Genomic DNA, 20854 nt, shown 5'->3' with positions numbered 1-20854 from the left:
CAATGCAGAGCTGCATCTTCGCCGCTTTAGGAGAAACCATGAATAGAAAATGCACGGCCAGGCGAAGCGTCGCGCTGATCGCGCCGGCGCTGTTCGCCTCCCTGGCGCTCCCGCAGGCTTTCGCTGCACCGAGCCCGGCGGCCCATGCCTCCGCGTCGGCCGCCGTCACGCAGGGCGGCGGCGATTTCGAAAGGGGATTCCGCGCCGGCTTCCAGGCCGGGAAGGCGGGGGTCCCGGAGGCTTGCAAGACCAGGACTCCGCCCAGGTTCGTCACCCTCAACTCGGCCGAACGGAACGGCTTCATCGCGGGCTTCAGAAACGCGCTGAACGAATTCTGCCCTAAGGGAGCCAAGCCGGGGGAGCCCTCCGGGAGGGTGTCCGAGGTTGAAAGGGCATCCACCGCCGGCTTCCAGGCCGGGAAGGCGGGGGTTCCGGAGGCTTGCAAGACCAGGACTCCGCCCAGGTTCGTCACCCTCAACTCGGCCGCACGGGACGCCTTCATCGCGGGCTTCAACAACGCGCTGAACGAATTCTGTCCGAAGGGCCGATGACCGGCTGGAGCTGACGCGCCTCAGGGCGCCCCGAATACCGATTGCAGGCAGCGTTACGCCCGAATGCCCTGCTATCGAAGGACTGGCACGGTGACTGACGTTCCGTTTCCAGTCCCTGACCCTGCTGAGCACGATGCGGGCCGTGTCCGTGAGCGTTTTCCAACCTGCCGGTCAGGTTGGCCAGTTGGGCTGACAGGCAGGTGAAGCCCCTGGTAGATGGGTTTTCGACCAAGAAATCCGTCTCCACCAGAGGCTTCGTGTGCTTGTCTATCCGTCCGGCGTCGACGTGTCCAGCCCTGCCCTTCGCTTCCTGCCCGCCAAGCTGCGCAGGCATCGCCGGGAGCTCGGCACCCGGTGGCGGCGCCTGAGCGTCGGCCGGCAGGCTCTGCTCACCCTCGCCCACCTGCGCAACGGTCATCCGTACGCCCAACTCGCGGCCGGATTCGGCATTGGAACCACCACCGCCTACCGCTACGTCACCGAGGCCGTCGAGATCCTGGCCGCCCTCGCCCCCACCCTCGCCGAAGCGGTCCGCACGGCATCCTCGAAGGCGTTCGTGCTGCTGGACGGGACCCTGCTGCCCATCGACCGAATCGCCGCCGACCGCCCCTTCTACTCTGGAAAGCACAAGAAGCACGGGATGAACGTGCAGGTCCTCGCCGATCCGTCCGGCCGTCTGCTGTGGGCGTCACCAGCTCTGCCCGGTGCCGTCCACGACGTCCGGGCCGCCCGTGAGCACGGCGTCATCGGCACCCTCGCCAAAGCCGACATCACATGCTGGGCGGACAAGGGATACCGGGGCGCCGGAGGTACGGTCCGGCTCCCCTACTGGGGCCGCTGGGAGACTCTTTCCACAGGCCGGCAGGCGGTCAACCGGTCTCATGCGAAGATCCGGGCCCTCGCCGAACAGGCCATCGCCACCCTCAAATCCTGGCGGCTCCTGCGCAAGCTCCGCTGCTCGACCACTCGGATCACCAGCCTGGTCCAGGCTGTCCTCACGCTTCATCTCGCCAGCTCAGAGTGAGGATGGAAAAGGCTCCGTGTCAGGTATGGGGTTGAGGCGGAGCGTCGGCGGGCGGGCGGGTCATCCGCGTTCCGAGACCGGCGCCGATCACCCCGAGCGTGAGGCCGAGCACGGGAAAGACGCCGAGGCTGAAGACCAAGGCGTCGGTCAGGTTCCCGCCACGGGAGCCTGCTCACCGACGAGCAGCTTGCCGTCGATCGCGTGACGGCGCAGCGCCTCGGGCAACCACAGGGCGTAGGTGAGCGGGACGGTGACGGCCACGGTCCAGACGGTGGCCTGCAGGCCCGAGCGGAACGACCGGCCGGCCCGCGCCGCCGTGAACGCCGGGAGGAAGAAGGCGGCGATGGGGGCGACCGGGAGCACAAGTGCGAGCAGGAGCACGAGCGGAAGCGGGGGCTCCGCTCCGTCGGTGCGGATCGCCAGCAGGAACCAGGCCGTGAACACGAGCGCGGCGGCGGCGCCGAGGTGGGGTGCGAGCCGGGTGGTGCCCAGCCACCGCGGCGCTGCCACGGCGAGCCACAGGCAGCCGGCCAGCACGGTGGCGAGATATACCGCCGCGGCAGGCGGCAGGCGGCAGGCGGCAGGCGGCAGGTGCTCGGCCGCGGTCGGCTCCCGGCGCAGGAAGATCACGGTTACGGCGATCGACGCGGCAACGCCACCAGTCACCAGGACGGTCGGAGCCGGCACCGGCAGCCGCAGTCGGAGCGAGCGCGCGACGGCCAGGACCACCATCGCACCGACCAGGCCGGTGAAGCTCAGACGCCATCCGCTTATCGATCACGGGGCTGGCCTGGTCGAACAGGGTTCCTGATCGGGTGATCGCGCGAGAGCCGGCGCACTGATGCGTGAGCGCCGGGCCGGCAACAGAGCGGACAGGACCGCGCTGGAAATGCCGCTGGTGGTGTGATTCGACGGGGCCGGCAGGACGTGGTCTGCGCGGATCAGCTGGTCACGGGCCGCTTGAAGGGCGACGGTGAAGCTGGCCCGGTCCGGGTCAGCACCGGGGACGGACTCGACGGCGTCGACCATCGCAATGCGGAGGGTCTGGTAGAGGGTGAGCAGAGCCCACATCTCCTGCTCGAGTCCGCGCGGTTCCTGGGAACGCAGGACTCGCCCGGTCAGCAGGGTGTGCCGCAGCGAGTAGAAGGCGGACTCGATCTCCCAGCGTTCGTGATAGAGGCGGACCAGGGCCTCGGCGGGATCGCGGCGGTGGTCGGTGAGGGTGGTCGCGAGCCGGTAGCGGCCTGCGATGCGCTGTCCGCCGTTGGTGGTGATGGTGATGTCGGCGTCGATGACGCGGACGTGCAGGTCGTGGAAGCGGGTGAGGTAGGAGCCGTCGGGGAGGACCGCCAGCACTGCGGGGCGCCGGTGGGCACACAACCGCACCAGGAACTGGGAGCCAGTGCCGGCGACGGCGCGCAGGAAGTCGTCGCCGTCGAAGGCCCGGTCTGCCAGCAGGAGCATCTGCGGAGTCAGCCGGGGCAGCAGCTGGGTCGCCTGGACGGTCTCGCCGTTCTCGGACGGGCCGAAGACTGCACCGAGCAGGCCGCGAGTCCCGGTCTCGCACAGCACGGTCAGCCTCAGAGACGGGTAGCCGGACATGCCCCAGTGGTGCCGGACCTTGCCCAGCAGTGCCCGGACGCGCGGCAGGTCCGGCGCCTTGAGGGAGCTGCAGCCGTCGAACGCCACGGTCCGCCAGCGCCGGTAGCGGACGCCGGGTGTTGATGGCCGTGCCAGCGGCACCGCCAGAACGTCGAACAGCGCTCTCAGCGGCTCCGGCCCCAGACGTCGGCGCAGCTGTCGCAGGGCGGCTTCCGATGGAGTGCACAGGTCGATGCCCGACAGGCCGGCCACGAGCTTGTCCCAGACACGCCGGTATCCCAGAGCAGGGAACAGCCCCAGGGCCAGGACGAAGTAGATGCCGACCCGGGACGGAAGCGTACGCACACGGGCCTGAACGGTCCTGGTCTCCTCGAGCACATCATCGACGAGCTCGAACGGTATGTGCTCACTCAGCCCACCGAGGTGACCAGGGGCGAAGGCGCCCGCGGCGACGGTCGTAGTGCGCGTCACGGTGCAGGTGGCAGACTGGCTCGACAACAGGATCCCCTGATCAGGAACGTCTTGGTCGACTTCCTCCTATCAGGAGATCCCGCCCTGCACCGCCAGAACCACCCATCTCGGACTCGCCCTTGACTCGGCGTTCGCGGCGATAAGGGTCTGCGGAGAAACAAGTCGTTGCTTCCGTGGGTGCTCGTCGTTGTTGTGCTATGGGGATGTTGGAGGGGGTTGAGGCGGGGCTGGCGGCGAAGTTCCAGGTGCTGTTTCCGCATCTGGATGAGCGGCAGCGCCGGTTGGCTATGGGGGCGGAGGCGCGGTCGCTGGGGCATGGTGGGATCAGAAAGGTGGCTCGTGCGGCCGGGGTGCGTGAGGGCACTGTGTCCCGCGGGGTTGCTGAACTGGAGTCCGGTGCAGCCCCGTTGGGCCGGGCCCGCCGGGAAGGCGGAGGCCGCAAGCGCGTGGCGGATCTTGATCCTGGGCTGCGGCCTGCCCTGCTGGCTCTCGTCGAGCCGGACATGCGGGGTGATCCGATGTCGCCGCTGCGCTGGACGACGAAGTCGACCCGTCATTTGGCCTCCGAACTGGCCGGGCAGGGCCACCGTGTCTCGGCGGAGACTGTGGCCGACCTGCTGCGCGAGGAAGGCTTCAGCCTGCAGGGGAACGCAAAGACGATCGAGGGCCGCCAGCATCCGGACCGGGATGGTCAGTTCCGCTATATCAACGAGCGGGCCAAGGACTACCAGGCTGCCGGGGACCCGGTGGTCAGTGTCGACACGAAGAAGACGGATGGGCAGCGAAGCGTCCTTCGCCGCACTCGGCGGCGTCAGCCCGGTGGAGGCATCCTCCGGCAAGACACAACGCCGCAGGCTCAACCGCGGCGGCGACCGCCAGGCCAACTCCGCGCTCTACACCATCGTCCTGGCCCGCCTGCGCTGGGACACCCGCACGCGCGACTACGTGAAGCGACGCATCAGCGAGGGCAAGACCCGCCGAGAAGCCATCCGCTGCCTGAAACGGTACATCGCACGAGAGATCTACCAGACGATCACCCGCGAACCGCGGTGACACCAGCACCAGCCGCTTGACATCCATAGGGGCATCAGCCGGGTCGCCAACCTGCCCACCCCCAGAAAACTCCGCCCCGAACCAGCAGAAAGGGCCCGTCAGCAAGCTGACGGACCCTCATGCAAGATCGAGGTTAGGTGTTGCGGGACATGACGTTGGTGGCACAGATCAATGCCGGTGAAACCGAGGTGCCTCGACGGGCATCGGGCGGGTAGCGTGCGGACCATGTCGAGTCCTGAGTCAGACAAGGTGGGGGCTTTCGGTCACGCCGTCAGCCCCCTGAACCACTGAGTTTGTAGCCCTGTCGTCGCGCCGCATTCTGTGGTGGGACGAGTGTGCCCTTGGGGCTGGCCGCGGTGACGAGATGACCTTCTCGTGCTTCTCCTCACCTCGGAGCCACTCGATGCCTCTCCCGCTGTACCTGCTTGCCATGGCGGTCTTCGCCATGGGCACCTCGGAGTTCATGCTCGCCGGCCTCTTGCCGGACATCGCCTCAGATGTTGACGTCACAGTCGCGGCAGCAGGCGTTCTCACCTCGGCCTTCGCGATCGGCATGATCGTCGGCGCCCCCCTTGTGGCCGCGCTTGCCCGCAACTGGCCCAGGCGCTCCAGCCTTCTCGGGTTCATCCTCGCTTTCGCGGCAGCTCACGCTGTGGGCGCCGTCACCACGAGCTTCCCGGTCCTGTTCGCTACCCGGGTCGTCGCCGCGCTCGCGAACGCAGGGTTCCTTGCCGTCGCTCTGACAGCTGCCGCCGCGCTGGTCTCGCCCGACAAGAAGGGACGTGCGCTGGCCGTGCTGCTGTCAGGCACGACGGTGGCCACGATCGCCGGTGTTCCTGGTGGGTCGGTACTCGGCACGTTGCTCGGCTGGCGGGCCACATTTTGGGCGGTAGCCGCTCTCTGCCTGCCCGCTGCTCTCGGCATCCTGAAGGGGATCCCAGCGGAACGTGTGAAGGAAGAGGCGACTGGCGGGCCAGCCTTGCGAGCGGAGCTCGCCCAGCTCACAAGGCGGCGGTTGATCCTTGTGATGCTGCTCGGCGCGCTGGTGAACGCGGCAACGTTCGCAAGCTTCACCTTCCTCGCCCTCGTTGTGACCGGCTCTGCCGGGCTGAGCGAGTTGTGGATCTCTGTCGTTCTGGTGCTCTTCGGTGCCGGTTCCTTCGTCGGCGTCACCGTCGCCGGCCGACTGTCCGACCAGCGTCCCGGTCTGGTCATCGCAGTCGGTGGTCCGCTGCTGCTCATCGGCTGGCCGGCCCTGGCGGTGCTGGCCAACGAGCCGGTCGCCCTGTTCACCCTCGTGTTCGTGCAGGGCGCGTTGTCGTTCGCGCTGGGCAGCACGCTGATCACGCGGGTCCTCTACGAGGCTGCGGGAGCCCCCACGATGGCCGGCTCGTATGCGACCGCAGCACTCAACGTCGGCGCCGCCGTCGGCCCCCTCATCGCCGCGACCACCCTCAGCACCGGGCTCGGGAACCTCGGGCCGCTGTGGGCAAGCGGCCTGCTCGTCGCGATCACACTGCTCATCGCGTTCCCCCTCCGCACTGCGGTCGCGGCCAGCCGAAGCACCGAGGTGCTCCAGTGACGCATGCGAACGCTCCCTTGAATATCGAAGGACGCCGAAGGCTCGTGGAGCGCTGCCGCAGCCGCCCGATCGCCCACGTGGCCGCCGAGGCCGGTGTCTCCCGCGCCTGCCTGTCCAAGTGGAAGAACCGGTACGACACCTACGGCGAGGTCGGACTGCAGGACCGCTCGAGCGTCCCGCACTCCTCACCGACCCAGACCCCACCCGATGTTGTTGAACGGATTGAGCAGCTGCGGCGGGACAACAAGTGGTCCGCCCGCCGGATCGCGCTCGAACTCGCGAACCAGGGCGTGGTGATCAGCGAACGCACCGTGGGCCGGTGGCTGGCTCGCCTGGGCATCAACCACCGCCGGTTCCTCGATCCCGAGGGGTCCGCCAACCGGCGTCCGCCGGGATGCATCGTGGCCCGCTACCCGGGCCACATGGTCCACCTGGACGTCAAGAAGGTCGGACGTATCCCGGACGGCGGCGGGTGGCGGGCCCACGGCCGCGACTCCCAGCAGGCCAGGGCCGCCCAGCGCGCGAAGACCGTCGGCGCCAAGGGTGGGTACGTCTACCTGCACTCCGCCGTCGACGGGTTCTCCCGCCTGGCCTATACCGAGCCCCTTCCCGACGAGAAGGCCGCCACCACCGTGGCGTTCTTCAGCCGCGCCCGCGCGTTCTTCGCCGCCCACGGCATCCACCGGATCGTGCGTGTGGTCACCGACAACGGCGCCAACTACCGCGCCGCGGTCTTCGTGCGCTCCCTGATCTCGTGAGCCTCCCGCCACCAGCGGACCAAGCCCTACACGCCCCGGCACAACGGCAAGGTCGAGCGCTACCAGCGCATTCTCGCCGAAGAGCTGCTCTACGCCCGCACCTGGACCTCTGAAGCAGAGCGAGCCGGGGAGATCGCGGTCTGGAACATCCACTACAACTACCACCGGCCTCACACCGCCGCCGGTAACCGTCCTCCAGCCTCACGCCTCCACACAAGCGTCACCAACGTCATGGCCAGCAACAGCTAGGCGAGACACCCGGGTGACTGACCTGGGGGTTCGGTATGGAGTTGGGTGACGAGAGTCGAACTCGCGCTCTCAGCTTGGGAAGCGACGGGGCTTTCCAGGCTACATAGCTTGTGACCTGGGCATACGTATTGAAGCAGCAGTCCTGTCCGAGGTCGATGGAGCCGCTGTTGGCCGTGGTTGTCCGCTCTTACGGGCACGCTGTGGGTACGGACTGCGAAGACCGGTGGGCAGAGCACGTGCAGCTCGGTCCCTTGTCACTTGCCCGTTTCGGGGCCGTACCACTGGAGTGCCTGGCCGGTGACGGCGGCGATGCACTCGAAGTCCCGGTCGCGATGCAGCAGGGTCAGTCCCTGCAACTCGGCCGTGGCGGCCACCACGAGGTCGACGGCCCCGGCGCTGCGGTGCTGTCCGCGTTGGGTGAGGATCTCCTGGACCTGCCAGGCGCGGTCGTACGCGCGGTCGTCGACCGGCACCCAGCCGAACAGCAGGCGCATGTCCTCGATGCCCTGTGTACGGTCGGCGGCGGAGCGCGCGCTGTAGAAGAACTCCAGCTCGGTGATGGGGCAGGTGGCGATGAGCCCGGCCGCTGCCGCCTGGTCCCATCCGTACTGTTCGGCGTCGCCGCGCAGCAGGCGAGCGAGTGCGCTGGTGTCGATCAGGAACTGCGCGGCGTTCACCGGCGGTAGTTGCCTTTGTCCTCGAAGAGGTCCAGGTCAAAGGCGCCCTCCTCCGCAGCCGCACGCAGGCGGGTAAGTGCCAGAGCGCGCCGCCGGTTCTCCAGCACTTCCCGCAGGGCGGTGTTCACGGTCTCCTTCTTGGTGCTGGTCCCGAGGGCCTTCGCCACGTCCGCGACCAGCTGGTCGTCGAGGTCGATCACGGTTCGGCTCATCGACTACACCTCCTAAGTATCATCTACGCCATCAATTATATCTGCATCTATGCATGAGTGTGGGTCGATGGGGCTGGTGTGAGCTGGGCCGGAGGTCGTCCAGCGCAGCCCCGGCGGATTCCCACCGCCACGTGTTGGGGCTCGACGTCTCGTGGGGGAACGATGACGGTGCCGTCGGTGATGCTCGAAACTCCTTATGAAATAGGTAAGTTGATCGCCATAGTGGGTTCGTGGCGATCCTCGAGTGTGAAGGGCGGACGGCGTGACCCGGATCGGGGAGATGAGGCTCAGCGATGGGACCGCGGTGCGCGTCGAGGTCGAGGGGCAGCAGGACAGCGGGATCGACCGAGTGGGCCGTGGGTCGGCATCCGAGGTCGTCCGCGGCTCCGCGCACACCCTCCAGGAGGCGCTCGCGCACATCAGGCCCGCGGTCGAGGCGGTGGCCGACAGCGTCCGGGGCCTGGCGAGCCGACCCGACTCGGTGAGCGTGGAGTTCGGGATCAAGCTGTCCGCGGAAGCGGGCGTCGTGGTGGCGAAGGCGGCGAGCGAGGCCAACTTCGCCGTGCGTCTGGAGTGGGGCGCCCGCGACCCGGGATCATCGCGGACATGACAGCGATACGGGGTGAAGCGCCGCTGGAATCGGGGCTCGTCCGCATACGGGGAGCCGACGAGATAGCGGGAGCGGGATTTCTCGTGGCGGCCGACATCATCTGCACCTGCGCGCACGTCGTCGCCGATGCGCTGGGGCTCCCGCGTGATACCGCGACCGTCCCCTCCGAGGCCGTACAGGTGGAGTTCCCGCTGGTGCGCGACGCGGACGGAGCCGCCCCCGCCGTGCGCGCCCGGGTCGTCTCCTGGCAGCCGGTACTGGAGGACGACAGCGGTGACATGGCCTTGCTGCGCCTCGACGAACCCGTGCCCAACGCCCGTCCGGTGCCGCTCGTGGACGGTACGTCCGTATGGGGGCACTCCTTCCGCGCGTACGGTTTTCCGGGCGGCGGCGACCACGGGGTGTGGGCGACCGGCACACTGCGGAGCGTCCAGGGCGTGGGCTGGGTACAGATGGACACCGGTCCCGGCAGCCCGCGGGTGACCAACGGTTACAGCGGTGCGGCGGTATGGGACGACGTGCAGGGCGGGGTCGTCGGGCTGGCCGTGGCGGCCGGTCGCGGCGAACTGGCGGGCACCGCGTTTCTCGTACCGTCCGACGCGCTCGTGGACGAGGACGTGCTGCGCCCGACGTGCCCGTTCCGCGGCCTCGAGGTGTTCGAGGAGGAGGACGCCGAGTTCTTCCACGGTCGCGACGACGACACCGGGCGGCTTGCCGCATCGATCGCCGGGCGCTCCCTCACGGTGGTCGTCGGCCCCTCTGGAAGCGGCAAGTCCTCACTCATCCGTGCCGGGCTTCTGCCCCGGCTCCGGGCGGACGGCATGAGCGTGACCGTTCTGCGCCCCGTGCCCGGTGCGCCACCGGAGACGTTGCTGGCGCACGCGCTCGTACCCGTCCTGGAGTCGGGGATCGGGGAGGTGGACCGGCTGAGCAAGGCGGGGGAACTGGCGCGGCTGCTGGAGAGTGCGGTCGAGGGCCCTGCCGGGGCCGTGGCGCAGGCCGGAGCGGACAGCGGCCGAACCCCACAGGCCGTCGCCGCGCTGCGGGCTTCGCTTGAAGAGCGCGCCGGCCAAGGCGGCCACCTGATCGTCGTCGATCAACTGGAGGAGTACGTCGGAGCCGAACCGTCCGCCGCGCGCACCCTTCTCCGCCTCCTCATCGCCCTCACGGAGAACCAGGGCGACGGGTGCGGTGTGCGTGTCGTAGCCACGGCGCGTCAGGCATCCCTCGACGCCCTGCTGACATCGGAGACGTCCGGCTCTCTGAGCGATGCCGTCCTCTTCCTCGCCCCGCTCGACGCGGAGCACCTGTACCGCGCCGTCGTGAGTCCCGTCGCCGCCGTACCGGGGCTGTGGCTGGAGCCGGGCCTGGCTGAGCGCATTGTCGAGGACGCCGCAGACGAGCCCGGCCGGATGCCGTTGGTGCAGTTCACCCTCACCAGGCTCTGGGAGCGGCGCGAACGCTTCATGCTCACCCACGCCGCGTACGACGAACTCGGCGGCGTCGCCGGAACCCTGGTGGGCTACGCGGACGACGCCTACAGCGCGCACGTACCCGCGGCCGAAAAGGCCGTCGCGCGCAGGCTGTTCGTGCAACTGGCCCGTCCCGACGAAGGGGGCGGATACACCCGCCGCGCCGTCCCCGTCACCCAACTCGATCCGGCCGCCGTGGCGCTCGCCCGCCGCCTCGCGCGGGCGAAGCTGGTCGTCATCGGCCGTACGGCCGAGGGCGCGGAGATCGTCGACCTCGCGCACGAGGCCCTCACCCGGCTGTGGCCCAGGCTGCGCGAGTGGCTGGACGACAGCAGGAACTTCCGGGTGTGGCAGGAGCAACTCCGTACGGACCTGGCGCGCTGGGAGGCGAAAGGCAAAGAAACGGGGGCCTTGCAGCGAGGCAGGACCCTTGCCGAGGGGGAGCACTGGCTCAAGCGCCGGCCCGAGGACGTGACGGCGGACGAGCGTGCGTACATCGAGGCGGGCCGCCGTTACGCGAAGCGGACGATCCGCAGGCTGCTGGTGGGAGTCGCGGCGCTGATGGCGCTGCTGTCGGTGGCGGTGACGCTGGGCGTGAAAGCCTGGAACACCAGCCAGGATCTCGAGGACCAGCTGCGTACCCTCGCGTCCCGCGCGCTCGCGGAGGAGTCGGGCAGCCGGCAGGCCAAGGAACCCGGCACGGCAGTGCAGTTGGCGCTCGCCGCCTGGCACGCCGACCGGACGCAGCCGCAGGCGCGGGAGGCTCTGCTCACACAGTACGTACGGGCCCAGTACGCGCGCGGCCTCCACACCGGACTGTGGCGGGGCCGGGTCCAGGACCTGGACGCCACCGCGGACGGCCGTACTCTCGCGGTGTTCTCCAAGCCCGAGAACGAGGACCCGTACGAGGTGTCGATCGTGACCGGCGTACTGGACGGCACGCCGCGGCACTACACGCTCAAGGGCGTGCCCGAGACCCAATCGCGCGCCGCGATCAGCCCCGACGGGCGGCACTACGCCGTGGCGATGCCGGACGGCACGGTGTGGCTGTGGCGGCTGGACGGCCCGGGCAGCGAGCCGATCCGGCTCGGCGAACGGTTCACGAGCGGGCGCGATCGTGTCAGCGCCGGGCTGGACTTCAGCGCGGACGGCAGCCGGATGCTGAGGTTCCTCGACATTCACAGCCCTGGCGACAAGGGCGCGAAGCCGAGGGTCTTCCTCGATGCGTGGGACCTGGGCAGCGTCAAGCCGCTGCCGGTGGCGGACACCGTGGTGTCGACGGCCGGAGACCAGAGCGTGAGTTTCGGAGAGGACGTCGGCACCGTCGAAGTCACGACGAGCATGTCCGAGGAGGCCAGAACACCCAACGGCACCGTTCTGCGTGATCTGCGCACGGGACGCGTGCTGCGAAAGATCCCGTCCGGCGACACTGCCGACGGCTGGCTCTACTCCGACGCCACGGGCGCCTATGGCTTCGACACACAGGAGATCGCCGACTTCGGCTACGCCGATCTGACACTCGGCAGGCGGGGCACGGACGACACGTATGTGACGCGCCTGCCCCTGGACGACGAGCCGGGCTACGACGAACCGAAGCTCGCCGTCGCCCGGAACCGGCAAGGCGAACTGATGGTGCTGTCCCCGGTCGGGAACACCCTGGTCGTGGCCCACGCATCCGCCGCGCCCCGGCCCGACCCCGGACGGGAGGTCACCAAGGGGGTCCTGTCGCCGGACGGCCGGAGAGTCGCGCGGCTGTCGGATCGTGAGGTGCAGGTGGTGGACCTGGTACACGGCGGCACCACCGTCGGCGAACTGCCGGCCGGGTTCGTCCGAGGCGGCGACCAGTACCTCGTATGGACACCTGAGGGCAAGCACCTCGTGCTCTCGGCGGAGCATCGTGCACACCTGTATGTGTACGACGCCGACGCGCTGTCCGACCGCGTCGACGTGCCGTTGGACGCGGGCCGGGAAACCGCTGCAGAGGAGGGGCTGATCAGCTCGGTCGTAGCCCTGTCCGACGGCGACGTCGTCGTCCTGACCCGAGGCGGCAGCCTGCTCCAGGTGGACCCGGAGCGGGGTGTGCAGACAGGAGGACCGCTGACCGTCGACCGCTCACCGCGTGGCCAGACCTTTCCCCTGGTCAGGAGCCAGATTCTGGGCCGCCCGGGTCACCCGCACCAAGTCGCCGTGGTGACGCCTGACGACAGGGACCGAGGCAGGATCCAGATCTGGGACCTGGGGGCCCGTTCACGAACACAGGTATTGAAGGCCGATGAGATCAACTGGGCCTTCGAGGGAGACGACTCGGACAACCTGGCCTTCTCGCCGGACGGCCGACACCTGTTGGTGACCTACAACGACGGAAGGCTGCACCGCTGGGACGTCGAGAAACGCACTGTCGTCGCCACTCCCATCGTGATGGAGGGGGGTGACGGTGTCGCTGGGGTGACGGACAGCGGAATGGTGATCACGGCCGAGAGTGACGGCACGTACGAACTGTGGGACGCCGACGGCATCCGCGTCGCTGCGATCCCGACCGGCTCTTACGCCACGGCGGTCGTGCGAGACACCCGGCTGATCGTGGGGAGCGAGGGCTGGCGTACCGCGTTCGATCTGCGCCCCGACACCTGGTTCAGCCACCTCTGCGAGAACGTGGGGCGCGCCTTCACCGAGGAGGAACGCAAGCACCTCCCACCCGGCACCCCACCGGAGCCGCCTTGCTCCCGTGACGCCGACGTGGTCCAGGGAGCCCGCTGACGGCAAGCCGGCAGCCGGGGCCGGTGGCGCTGCTCCCGATCCCCGAGCGCCCTCATGGGTGTCAGGTGCGCCTCATCCATGTTCAGCGCCTTCCAGCGGCCGTCGCGTAGGGCCCGGGCCGGCGCTCCTCGTCGCGATGCGGCGCGGCCGGGACAGGTGCCCGTGTCACCAGGTCGGCGCACACGGCGAACGCCTCCCGGCAGTGTTCGGCCGCCACCACCCATGCCAGGGCACGTCAACGATCTCCAACCGGCCGTAGCGCTCGCCGATGCGACGGCCATGACTTGGACCGGCTGGTGGTTGGGCACGCCCGGCTATCTCGCATGGGAGCAGCTCTCTCACGGGATCGTCGGCCCGGCCGCCGATGCATTCGCGTGGGAACTCGTCGTGGCAGCGGCGGGCTTGGGGCGCCACCACACCTTCGGCACAGGCTCGCCGAAGCCCCCGCCCACCGCATTCAGCACCTCGAGCCCGATCTGCGTGGACTGGCGTCGGAGCTCGCACCCGCGGTGCCCTCCGGACGGTGGGGAACACCATTCGGCCGTGCCCAGGGAACGGCAGGCTGAGGGCCCGCATCCGTGAAGGCTCGCGGTGGACGTCACGAAATCGCAGGCCAGTGGCACGTTTTGACAAATAGGAGCGGTGACTGCGTGGCATCCGCCAAGCATTCGTGCCCTCCGTGTGCCCAATCTCATGTGCTAAGCGGGTCGGAATCCGGTGGAGAACCCCGCCGTGAACAAACCCCAGGCCATTGACCTGGGGTTTCATCATGGAGCGGGTGACGAGAATCGAACTCGCGCTCTCAGCTTGGGAAGCTGCGGACACCTGCCGTCCGGTTCGGGGCCTGACCTGGGCAAACGGCGACAGGGTGGCCTCGGCGGGTGGGGCCGCTTTCACCGTGATTCCCCGCTGTTCCCCGCCCTATCTGGTGCGCTTGTGGTGCGGCGGTTCTGTCACGGGGCCTCGGCGGTAGCCCGGTCCAGGCACAGAACAACGTGTTTTATGACGGCCGGAAGACGCGGTTCGTTGCAAGCTCGGTTATGGGGTGGTGTCGGGACGGGCGGTGTGGGCAGGATGGCCAGCCGTGCGGCGGGATTCTTTCATCTCTGCCTCGTACAGATGGTCCCGCCCTTCGGCCAGCCGCTCTACTGCGGCGCGTTCGAGGTCTTTGAACGGCTGGTGGTAGCTGTCGTTGTAGGCCTCGATGATCTGGAAGGTCCAATGGTCGGGAATGACGTTGCGGCCCATGATTTCTGTCTGTACTTGGTCGGCCCACTTCGGGTGGCCAGCCTCACGTAGCAGCTGCACTGCTTCGTCCAGTTCCAGGTCCGCAGTACCGGTTAGCTGATGGAAACTGTACAGGTGACCACGGGCGCGTTCTGTTGTCTCCAGTGCCCTCGACAGTGACCCCAAGGCCCGCACCGTCGTATTGCTAAGGCCCTCGGGGCGCTGATGGGCGCGGTCGGGGACATTGTTGTAACCGTTCATGATCTTCCAATGTGGCTGATGGTATGGCGGTGGTGCCCGCCCGGGCAGGCACCACCGGTAAGGCTTCCCTTGTTGAAGGCCTTTTTCAGCCAGCTGCCTTGCGCTCCCGGAACTCATGGACGCTGGCCGTGAGGGTGCCGTCGTGCTGTTCGTAGTGGGACAGGGCGAGGCCGAGGCCGAAGAACGTGGGAGCCCACTCGCCCACGAAGATGCCCCACCGGTCGGCGCGGGCGAGCCCGGTGCCGGGTTCGGCTTTCAGGCTGGTCACCCAGGCGGCAACGGTCAGGCCGATGGAGGTGAAAGCGGCCATGTAGGCGTGCTCGCTGCGGACGCCCATCTCGTGCATTTTCTTTACGATCATGGTGTACTCCCGCTCATAGGCCGGTAGTGGGGTTTGTTTCCTGCAGTCCTGGCGGTGGCGTTTCTTACGCCGGGGCGTGTCTGAGCCCGTCGACAACGCCCAGACAACACGTCGCCATCGTCGTCCTCTCGCCTGCACGAGCCGGGCGGTGGCAGAGCGATGACGATGAGACCGTGCTCGGGATCTTTCACATGGCGTCCCGCCTGAGCGGTGGCCAGAACCTCAGCAGGCGCTGCTACACCGGAGTGCCCATTTCCTTGAGCAACACCCCGCACTCCGACGAATCAGAGGCCACTTTTTGTTTGTGCCTTCAACATGCCGAGCAGTTCGATCGGCGGCTTTGGCTGGCCGGAAGGAGACGGATGCCGCCTGGCCTCCGCCGGACCGGCTGCGCGCGCCGATGCCATTGCTCGACCAGGTTGTGTTTGCACCAGGCGTGGTACTCGTGGGCAAGAATGGATCTTTTCCTTCTCGCCATCCGTAAGACAGTGAGGATCGGCAAACCATGACCACACGCACACGCACACGCCGCGCGACCGCCAGCACCCCCGTGCAGCAGGCCGCCGGGCTGGTGGGCGCAGTATTCCTGCTAGTGGGCATACTGGGCTTCATCCCTGGGATCACCACGAGTTACAGTGCGATGGAATTCGCCTCGCACGAGTCGGGTGCCAAGCTGTTCGGGCTCTTCCAGATTTCCATCCTGCACAACCTGGTCCACCTGGCTTTCGGCGTTGCCGGTCTGGCACTGGCCCGTACCGCTTCCGCCGCGTATAACTATCTGCTAGTCGGCGGGGTCATCTACCTAGTGTTGTGGGTCTACGGCTTGGTCGTCAGCCGGGACAGTGACGCCAACTTCGTGCCCCTCAACACTGCCGATGACTGGCTCCACTTCGTGCTGGGCATCGCCATGGTCGGTCTTGCGCTTCTCCTTGGCCGACGTACCCCTGGCACCGAAAAGCGGTAAAGGCTCGAGTCGGGCAGCGGACTTTTCGCCCCACAAGAAGATCTCTGCCTGGCAGGGACGACGGCATGCAGACTTTCCTGCCCTACCCTGACTTCAGATCCTCGGCCCTGGTCCTGGACCGTCGCCGACTTGGAAAACAGCGGGTCGAGGCATTGCAGGTCCTTCGTGGCCTCTTCGTGCCGGGTTACGGGTGGCGCCGCCATCCAGCAGTGCGGATGTGGGCGGGATACGAGGAAGCGCTGGTCCGATATGGCCTGGAAGTCTGCAAGGTGTGGCGTGAACGGGGCCATCAGGACGGCTGTGCGGCCACACTGGTCGCTGATCTCCTCGCATTCCGTCCCGGTGCATCAGCTCGCCACCAGGCGCTACTTGCTGCCGCTGGGGAACTTCCTCCTTGGCTCGGTGACGATGCCTTTCACCGCAGCCACCAGTCAGCGCTGGTACGTAAGGACCCGAACACCTATACATCACTCTTCCTCGACGTGCCGAACGATCTGCCATACATTTGGCCGACGTCGGACCGTTTGGGCGACCCACTTTCCGAGGTGTGAAAGTGGAAGCCGCAACTCCTTTCGTGTGCGCAACGAGGTCGGCGGAGCGGCTTTGGGCGGGAGCTGCTTTGGCGCGAGTGATCATGGCCCCGTAAGCTTCCGGCGCGTCGGGCAGTCTGTTGACCTGCCCGGTAAAGCACGACGTTGGGGCCATGATCTTCGAGGCTCGCGCCAAAGTGGCTGCGTAAAGCCGTGGAGCCGACCGCCCCAGCCGGGGGCCGGGCCGCGCGCGGCGAGCGGAGCGAGCCGACTTGAACCCGTGAAGAAGGTGGTAACTCAGTCGGTTGCTGTGCCTGGCCGGTTGGCTGTTGCGCCTGTGATGCTGCGGGACTGTGCGGCAGCCCGTTGCAGAGCAGCCGCCAATTGCTCTGCGGCGTCGGCGGACAGCAAGATCTCTTGCGTCCACAGGATCGACAGCCTGATGCTGCCGTTCAGCAGATTCGTGGCAAGGTCGGCTTCCGTGCCGTTGCCGGTGCTGTCCTGCACGATCAGGTCCGGGTCGCTCCTGAACGCACTCATGATGTCGGGCTCGTAGCTGTGATGCTCCACAGGGGGGCCGCGTACTGCTCAGGTCGGCTGTTGATGAGCAGCTGGCGCAGGGCCTCGCGCTGAGTGCCGTCGAGGTTCAGTGCCTCGGTGAGGCGGCGGAACGTCGTGTGGGTGACTCCGCGGCTTCGTGCCTCGGCCTCGAACTGGTCGAGTCGGGGCAGCACCGACTCGGCGTCCAGCCTCACCGGCCGCTGCTTCTTGAGCCACAGGGCTTTGTTGCGCTCGTAGTCGATCTCCGAGAAGCCGCACACTTCGCGGCTGAGGGCCTCGACCTCGTCCAAGGTGGCTGTCGTCATGATCGCGCGGGCCAAGTTGTTGCAGCTCAGCGCCTCGTCCAGATCGACTTCGTGGACCGTCGGGCTCTCGTCGGTCAGGGGGATGGGAAGTCCCGCGTCCCGGACCTCGCATGTGCCCCGTGCTCCTCGGGCCGTCGCCGCGAGCATTCCGGTCGCCTCGGAAGGGTGCCACTCCAGGACCGAGCTGACCGGCTCCACATCCTTGGCTGTGAGGGTGTGGACAATCGGGCCGAGCATGCCGCGCATGTCGTCGAGCGGAAGTTCCCCGTCCAGGCCCGGCCCCGCGATCAGCAGCCGGATGGGCGCGTTGACTTGGCCGCAAGCCGCGAGTGTGAGGGCGTCCGCGAGTGGGCTCTTCAGGGTCGGCTCGTCGCCCTGTGCCAGAACGTCGCCGCCCACGTCCAGGAGATCGATCGACTCGGGCTCCAAGTGGCTCACCAACTCTTCGAGTTGGCGTGTGACACCCTCGGCGCCGTGTCGTGGGTCGATCAGCGCGAACGTGTGCGGGAGCTCTGCCGCGAGCCGGGGGAGAGTGGAGCCTGCCGGGGCGATCGGGCGGGCCTGCGCCGGCACTTTCCAGACGGCCGGGGTGATGGGTTCGAGGCCGGTGAAGTTCTCAGGTCCTCGGGGGCCCGGTACCGGGTCGATCAGCAAGCGGTCCCATGCGTACGTGAGGATCACCGCCCGGCCGTCGTCGTCGCCGTAAAGGGCGGCGTCAAGCATTGCGGCGGCGACTGCGTCGCCCCCTCCTCCTGCTGCGACGATCAACCGCGTCATGAGCCCAAGACTACGCGGTCCGGTCTTGACCACTCACCCTATAGTGGCTAGAGGCCATAGCCACTTTGCCGCCCGAGCGGCACGGAACGAGGAGGGCGCATGCCCAAGATCGAGGAGGCTCAGCCGAAGTATCTCCAGATCGCGCACTACATCCGCGATCAGATCCTTCGGGGTGACCTGCGGCCGGGGGATGAGGTCCCCTCGGAGCGGCAGCTGGCGGCAGATTGGGGGGTGTCCAGGCCGACGGCGGCTCGGTCGCTGGAGGCGCTGAGCCATCAGGGGCTTGTCGAGAAGCGGCAGGGGTCGGGCACGTACGTGCGGAGCCTCGAAGTGAACCGGCGTGCACGTGAGTTGTACGGCCGTGCGCGGCAGACGGGGAAGATCTACACGCCCGGCGAGTATGCGGTCATCACGTCGGCCGGCTGGCTGGAGGCGCCGGATCACGTTGCTGAGGCACTGGGCCTGGTGAAGGACCGTCGGACTGTTCACCGGCGGCGGGTGACCAACAACCAGGACGGACCTATCACGTTGTCCACCTCGTGGTTCTCGCCGGATGTCGGGCAGCGGGCACCGAAGCTGGTGGATCCCGAGCGGATTCAGGAGGGAACCCTGATGTACGTCGAGAAGATGACTGGACGTCAGGGCAGCTACGCCGAAGATCGCATGTGCGCCCGGACGGCGACAGATGAGGAAGCGGCTGACCTCCAACTTGAATCGGGCTCCGCTGTCTTGGTCGTGCATCACGTTGTCTACGACCTCCAGGACCGGCCGCTGGAGTTTGCCGAGGCCACCTACCCGCCGCAGCGTTGGGCGTTCGAGCAGGGCTACCCGCTCGCCTGACAGCCGGTCAGTTGAGGCGAACCGCTTGCGCCGCCGAAATGGCTAAGGCCACTATCCAGGAAGTGGCTAAGGCCATTTCATCGGAAGGGGGCACGGTGTGACGAGTCAGCGGCCGGATCAGGGCACGCACTTACCTTGCCGGGGTTGCCGGGGGCGCGGCTGGAAGCGTGTCGGCTCGCGTACGACCCTGGCGTTTGCCACCGCCGCCGACCGCACCCGTGCCACATCGAAGCGGCGCTGCCTCGACTGCGACGGCAGCGGCAGAGAGTGAGCACGGATGGCCTACACGATCGACCGCTATCCCTCCGAGGACTCACCGCGGCTCGGCGCGATGATCTTGCATCCCGTCCCAGAGTCCGTGCCTCGGGCTCGGCGCTGGTTCCGGAAGTTCATCGCTCCGTACAACCCGGCCTGCTCGGTCGACGACTGTGCGCTGATGATCTCGGAGCTGGTGACCAACGCCATCGCCTACGGCCGGTCCGACGACCCCTGGGTGGTTCGAGTGGAGTGGTTCCGCGAGGGGACTTCCCTCCGGGTCGAGGTGCACAACCCGGGATTCCCTGTGAGCGTCCGGCTGCGGCACCCCGACGCCAACGACGCGCACGGCCGCGGGCTGCTCCTCGTCGACTCCATCGCCGACTCCTGGCACCACGGGCCCAGTCGATAGGCGGTGCGGCCTACGCCCGGCACGCTCACCCGGCGGCGTACTGGTCCGCGGTGGGGCTGCCGGTCTCGGTGGCTCGGCTGCCGGCCTCGTACTCCTCGACCATGGACGCGTGCGGCCTGACGGTCGAGCCGTCCCGGTTACGGGCCCTGGCCGTCAAGGCGGCCACTCGCCGTGCGGTCCGGCCGGTGTCTCCCCGTCGGGGCATGATCCGGCCCACCTCGACCGGCCTGCGGCTCCGGCTGCGGCTGGCTCCGGGGCAGGAACCGGCGGACGTGGCGGCCTCGGCAGAACGGCTGCGGCACGCGTGGGGTGTGCACGCCGTGTACGTCCGGGACGTCAAGCCCGGAGTCGTGGAGCTGCGGCTCGTCGGCTTCGACGTCCTGCGAAAGGTGCGGATGCCTCGCCGGACCGATGCCGGTCCGCTGCGCGTGCCGGTGGCTCTGCGGGAGGACGCGACCGCCTACGTGCGGGACTACCGGGCCGTACCTCACGAACTCGTGCTCGGCGCCACGCTGTCCGGCAAGTCGATGTTCCTGCGGAACCTACTCGCGGGACTGGCCGCTCAGCCGGTCGTGCTCGTGGGAATCGACTGCAAGCGTGGTGTGGAGCTGGCGCCGTTCGCGCCTCGGCTCTCCGCGCTGGCCACCGATCCGGAGCAGGCGGCCGAGTTGCTGCCCGTGCTCGTGCAGGAAATGGAGGACCGGTACGACCTGATCAAGGCCCGGCAGGGCATCGCGCCCGGCACTCCGGCCGAGGAGATCACCTCCGACGTCTGGGGCCTGCCGGACGATGAACGCCCCGCACCCATCGTGCTGTTCATCGACGAAGTGGCCGAACTCTTCCTCGTCGCCACGAAAAAAGAGGAAGAACGGCGGGACGAGATGGTCACCCAGCTGATCCGGCTCGCTCAGCTCGGCCGCGCGGCCGGCATCTACCTGGAGGTGTGCGGGCAGCGGTTCGGGGCCGAGCTGGGCAAGGGCGCGACCATGCTCCGGGCCCAGCTGACCGGCCGGGTCTGCCACCGCGTGAACGATGAGGCCTCCGCCAAGATGGCGCTCGGCGACATCGCCCCCGAGGCGGTCTACGCAGCCTGCGCCATCGCCCCCGAGATGCCCGGCGTTGCCGTCGTCGGTGACACGTCCGGCGGCTGGTCCCGCATTCGTACTCCGCACCTGTCCCTCGCCGACGCTGCGGCCACCTGCCGCGATAAGGCGCGCCTCGCTCCGGACGTTCCTGCGCTCTCGCCGTTCCGGCCGTACGTCCCGCCGGTGCCGGTGAAGGAGTCCGGGCCCGTGGCCGCTCCTCAGCCGGTCACCGAGTAGCCCACCCCGCTCCAACGGTCG

The 20854-nt window shown here is 68.2% G+C and carries 18 protein-coding genes and 4 pseudogenes; 13 read left to right on the top strand and 9 right to left on the bottom strand.

Annotated features, from left to right (window positions below; all coding sequences use genetic code 11):
- The first annotated feature begins 38 nt into the window (after positions 1 to 38).
- The gene (locus ACKTSN_RS22470) at positions 39 to 551 is read left to right on the top strand and encodes a hypothetical protein (RefSeq protein WP_409470762.1); all 513 of its coding nucleotides are present in this window, start codon (positions 39 to 41) and stop codon (positions 549 to 551) included.
- Positions 552 to 810: 259 nt separating this feature from the next.
- Positions 811 to 1575 carry an IS5 family transposase gene (locus tag ACKTSN_RS22465; protein ID WP_409470761.1) on the top strand — a complete coding sequence of 255 codons (765 nt, stop codon included), beginning with the start codon at positions 811 to 813 and terminating at the stop codon, positions 1573 to 1575.
- Between the two features lie 147 nt (positions 1576 to 1722).
- Here the strand turns inward: ACKTSN_RS22465 and ACKTSN_RS22460 are convergent, their stop codons facing one another.
- Complete coding sequence (locus tag ACKTSN_RS22460) at positions 1723 to 2307, bottom strand: hypothetical protein (RefSeq protein WP_409470760.1); 585 nt, start codon at positions 2305 to 2307, stop codon at positions 1723 to 1725.
- 105 nt (positions 2308 to 2412) lie between these two features.
- Positions 2413 to 3675: pseudogene (locus ACKTSN_RS22455) on the bottom strand (IS4 family transposase); the annotation flags it as partial.
- Positions 3676 to 3845: 170 nt separating this feature from the next.
- On the opposite strand from ACKTSN_RS22455, the pseudogene ACKTSN_RS22450 reads away from it, so the two are divergent.
- The 4 genes and pseudogenes from ACKTSN_RS22450 to ACKTSN_RS22435 form a co-directional block, all read left to right on the top strand.
- A pseudogene (locus ACKTSN_RS22450) lies at positions 3846 to 4422 on the top strand (ISAzo13 family transposase); the annotation flags it as partial.
- A pseudogene (locus ACKTSN_RS22445) lies at positions 4420 to 4701 on the top strand (transposase); the annotation flags it as partial. The pseudogenes ACKTSN_RS22450 and ACKTSN_RS22445, both read left to right, overlap by 3 nt.
- A 403-nt stretch (positions 4702 to 5104) precedes the next feature.
- Complete coding sequence (locus ACKTSN_RS22440; protein ID WP_409470759.1) at positions 5105 to 6283, top strand: Cmx/CmrA family chloramphenicol efflux MFS transporter; 1179 nt, start codon at positions 5105 to 5107, stop codon at positions 6281 to 6283.
- Positions 6280 to 7290: pseudogene (locus ACKTSN_RS22435) on the top strand (IS481 family transposase). Before ACKTSN_RS22440 ends, ACKTSN_RS22435 begins: the two are co-directional and overlap by 4 nt.
- Positions 7291 to 7544: 254 nt before the next feature.
- Here ACKTSN_RS22435 and ACKTSN_RS22430 read toward each other — a convergent pair.
- Positions 7545 to 7967 (bottom strand): PIN domain nuclease, encoded by a 423-nt coding sequence (locus ACKTSN_RS22430; protein ID WP_409470758.1) that lies wholly within the window; start codon positions 7965 to 7967, stop codon positions 7545 to 7547.
- Positions 7964 to 8179 carry a type II toxin-antitoxin system VapB family antitoxin gene (locus ACKTSN_RS22425; RefSeq protein WP_033320602.1) on the bottom strand — a complete coding sequence of 72 codons (216 nt, stop codon included), beginning with the start codon at positions 8177 to 8179 and terminating at the stop codon, positions 7964 to 7966. The genes ACKTSN_RS22430 and ACKTSN_RS22425 overlap by 4 nt, the downstream gene beginning before the upstream one ends.
- A gap of 280 nt (positions 8180 to 8459) precedes the next feature.
- On the opposite strand from ACKTSN_RS22425, the gene ACKTSN_RS22420 reads away from it, so the two are divergent.
- Positions 8460 to 8789, top strand: coding sequence for a CU044_2847 family protein (locus ACKTSN_RS22420; protein WP_409470757.1), 330 nt, complete (start codon positions 8460 to 8462; stop codon positions 8787 to 8789).
- The gene (locus tag ACKTSN_RS22415; protein ID WP_409470756.1) at positions 8786 to 13018 is read left to right on the top strand and encodes a hypothetical protein; all 4233 of its coding nucleotides are present in this window, start codon (positions 8786 to 8788) and stop codon (positions 13016 to 13018) included. Before ACKTSN_RS22420 ends, ACKTSN_RS22415 begins: the two co-directional genes overlap by 4 nt.
- 1038 nt (positions 13019 to 14056) lie before the next feature.
- On the opposite strand, the gene ACKTSN_RS22410 is transcribed toward ACKTSN_RS22415, so the two are convergent.
- Both ACKTSN_RS22410 and ACKTSN_RS22405 read right to left on the bottom strand, forming a co-directional pair.
- Positions 14057 to 14506, bottom strand: a complete 450-nt coding sequence (locus tag ACKTSN_RS22410; RefSeq protein ID WP_409470755.1) for a hypothetical protein — start codon at positions 14504 to 14506, stop codon at positions 14057 to 14059.
- Positions 14507 to 14591: 85 nt separating this feature from the next.
- On the bottom strand, positions 14592 to 14867 hold the full coding sequence (locus tag ACKTSN_RS22405) for a hypothetical protein (RefSeq protein ID WP_409470754.1): 276 nt from the start codon (positions 14865 to 14867) through the stop codon (positions 14592 to 14594).
- 505 nt (positions 14868 to 15372) lie between these two features.
- On the opposite strand from ACKTSN_RS22405, the gene ACKTSN_RS22400 reads away from it, so the two are divergent.
- Positions 15373 to 15831, top strand: a complete 459-nt coding sequence (locus ACKTSN_RS22400) for a DUF4383 domain-containing protein (RefSeq protein ID WP_409470753.1) — start codon at positions 15373 to 15375, stop codon at positions 15829 to 15831.
- A gap of 65 nt (positions 15832 to 15896) precedes the next feature.
- Positions 15897 to 16382 carry an MSMEG_6728 family protein gene (locus ACKTSN_RS22395; protein ID WP_409470752.1) on the top strand — a complete coding sequence of 162 codons (486 nt, stop codon included), beginning with the start codon at positions 15897 to 15899 and terminating at the stop codon, positions 16380 to 16382.
- A gap of 276 nt (positions 16383 to 16658) precedes the next feature.
- Here ACKTSN_RS22395 and ACKTSN_RS22390 read toward each other — a convergent pair whose 3' ends face one another.
- Positions 16659 to 16931: a hypothetical protein gene (locus tag ACKTSN_RS22390; protein ID WP_409470751.1), complete on the bottom strand. Its 273-nt coding sequence runs from the start codon at positions 16929 to 16931 to the stop codon at positions 16659 to 16661.
- Positions 16898 to 18004: a DUF1152 domain-containing protein gene (locus ACKTSN_RS22385; RefSeq protein WP_409470750.1), complete on the bottom strand. Its 1107-nt coding sequence runs from the start codon at positions 18002 to 18004 to the stop codon at positions 16898 to 16900. The genes ACKTSN_RS22390 and ACKTSN_RS22385 overlap by 34 nt, the downstream gene beginning before the upstream one ends.
- A 99-nt stretch (positions 18005 to 18103) precedes the next feature.
- Here ACKTSN_RS22385 and ACKTSN_RS22380 point away from each other — a divergent pair, with 99 nt between their 5' ends.
- Together ACKTSN_RS22380 and ACKTSN_RS22375 are read left to right on the top strand one after the other, a co-directional pair.
- Complete coding sequence (locus ACKTSN_RS22380; RefSeq protein ID WP_409470749.1) at positions 18104 to 18844, top strand: GntR family transcriptional regulator; 741 nt, start codon at positions 18104 to 18106, stop codon at positions 18842 to 18844.
- 277 nt (positions 18845 to 19121) lie between these two features.
- Entirely contained in the window at positions 19122 to 19511 is a 390-nt protein-coding gene (locus ACKTSN_RS22375) for an ATP-binding protein (RefSeq protein WP_409470748.1), read from the top strand.
- Positions 19512 to 19536: 25 nt separating this feature from the next.
- Here the strand turns inward: ACKTSN_RS22375 and ACKTSN_RS22370 are convergent, their stop codons facing one another.
- Entirely contained in the window at positions 19537 to 19716 is a 180-nt protein-coding gene (locus ACKTSN_RS22370; protein ID WP_409470747.1) for a hypothetical protein, read from the bottom strand.
- Between ACKTSN_RS22370 and ACKTSN_RS22365 the strand changes: the two genes are divergently transcribed.
- Positions 19715 to 20833, top strand: a complete 1119-nt coding sequence (locus tag ACKTSN_RS22365) for an FtsK/SpoIIIE domain-containing protein (RefSeq protein WP_409470746.1) — start codon at positions 19715 to 19717, stop codon at positions 20831 to 20833. The genes ACKTSN_RS22370 and ACKTSN_RS22365 overlap by 2 nt on opposite strands.
- Positions 20834 to 20854 lie beyond the last annotated feature (21 nt).

Source organism: Streptomyces flavusporus, from assembly GCF_046267975.1.
GTDB lineage: Bacteria > Actinomycetota > Actinomycetes > Streptomycetales > Streptomycetaceae > Streptomyces > Streptomyces flavusporus.
Note: the sequence above shows the minus strand (reverse complement) of the source record. Positions and strands in the feature narration are given on the sequence as shown.

Bases quoted from the DNA above. Each gene is read 5' to 3' on its own strand.
- ACKTSN_RS22365 (WP_409470746.1), top strand. From the start codon at position 19,715: ATGATCCGGCCCACCTCGACCGGCCTGCGGCTCCGGCTGCGGCTGGCT.
- ACKTSN_RS22385 (WP_409470750.1), bottom strand. From the start codon at position 18,004: ATGACGCGGTTGATCGTCGCAGCAGGAGGAGGGGGCGACGCAGTCGCC.
- ACKTSN_RS22395 (WP_409470752.1), top strand. From the start codon at position 15,897: ATGCAGACTTTCCTGCCCTACCCTGACTTCAGATCCTCGGCCCTGGTC.
- ACKTSN_RS22440 (WP_409470759.1), top strand. From the start codon at position 5,105: ATGCCTCTCCCGCTGTACCTGCTTGCCATGGCGGTCTTCGCCATGGGC.
- ACKTSN_RS22370 (WP_409470747.1), bottom strand. From the start codon at position 19,716: ATGCCCCGACGGGGAGACACCGGCCGGACCGCACGGCGAGTGGCCGCC.
- ACKTSN_RS22470 (WP_409470762.1), top strand. From the start codon at position 39: ATGAATAGAAAATGCACGGCCAGGCGAAGCGTCGCGCTGATCGCGCCG.
- ACKTSN_RS22405 (WP_409470754.1), bottom strand. From the start codon at position 14,867: ATGATCGTAAAGAAAATGCACGAGATGGGCGTCCGCAGCGAGCACGCC.
- ACKTSN_RS22425 (WP_033320602.1), bottom strand. From the start codon at position 8,179: ATGAGCCGAACCGTGATCGACCTCGACGACCAGCTGGTCGCGGACGTG.
- ACKTSN_RS22420 (WP_409470757.1), top strand. From the start codon at position 8,460: ATGAGGCTCAGCGATGGGACCGCGGTGCGCGTCGAGGTCGAGGGGCAG.
- ACKTSN_RS22380 (WP_409470749.1), top strand. From the start codon at position 18,104: ATGCCCAAGATCGAGGAGGCTCAGCCGAAGTATCTCCAGATCGCGCAC.
- ACKTSN_RS22460 (WP_409470760.1), bottom strand. From the start codon at position 2,307: ATGGTGGTCCTGGCCGTCGCGCGCTCGCTCCGACTGCGGCTGCCGGTG.
- ACKTSN_RS22415 (WP_409470756.1), top strand. From the start codon at position 8,786: ATGACAGCGATACGGGGTGAAGCGCCGCTGGAATCGGGGCTCGTCCGC.
- ACKTSN_RS22410 (WP_409470755.1), bottom strand. From the start codon at position 14,506: ATGAACGGTTACAACAATGTCCCCGACCGCGCCCATCAGCGCCCCGAG.
- ACKTSN_RS22375 (WP_409470748.1), top strand. From the start codon at position 19,122: ATGGCCTACACGATCGACCGCTATCCCTCCGAGGACTCACCGCGGCTC.
- ACKTSN_RS22400 (WP_409470753.1), top strand. From the start codon at position 15,373: ATGACCACACGCACACGCACACGCCGCGCGACCGCCAGCACCCCCGTG.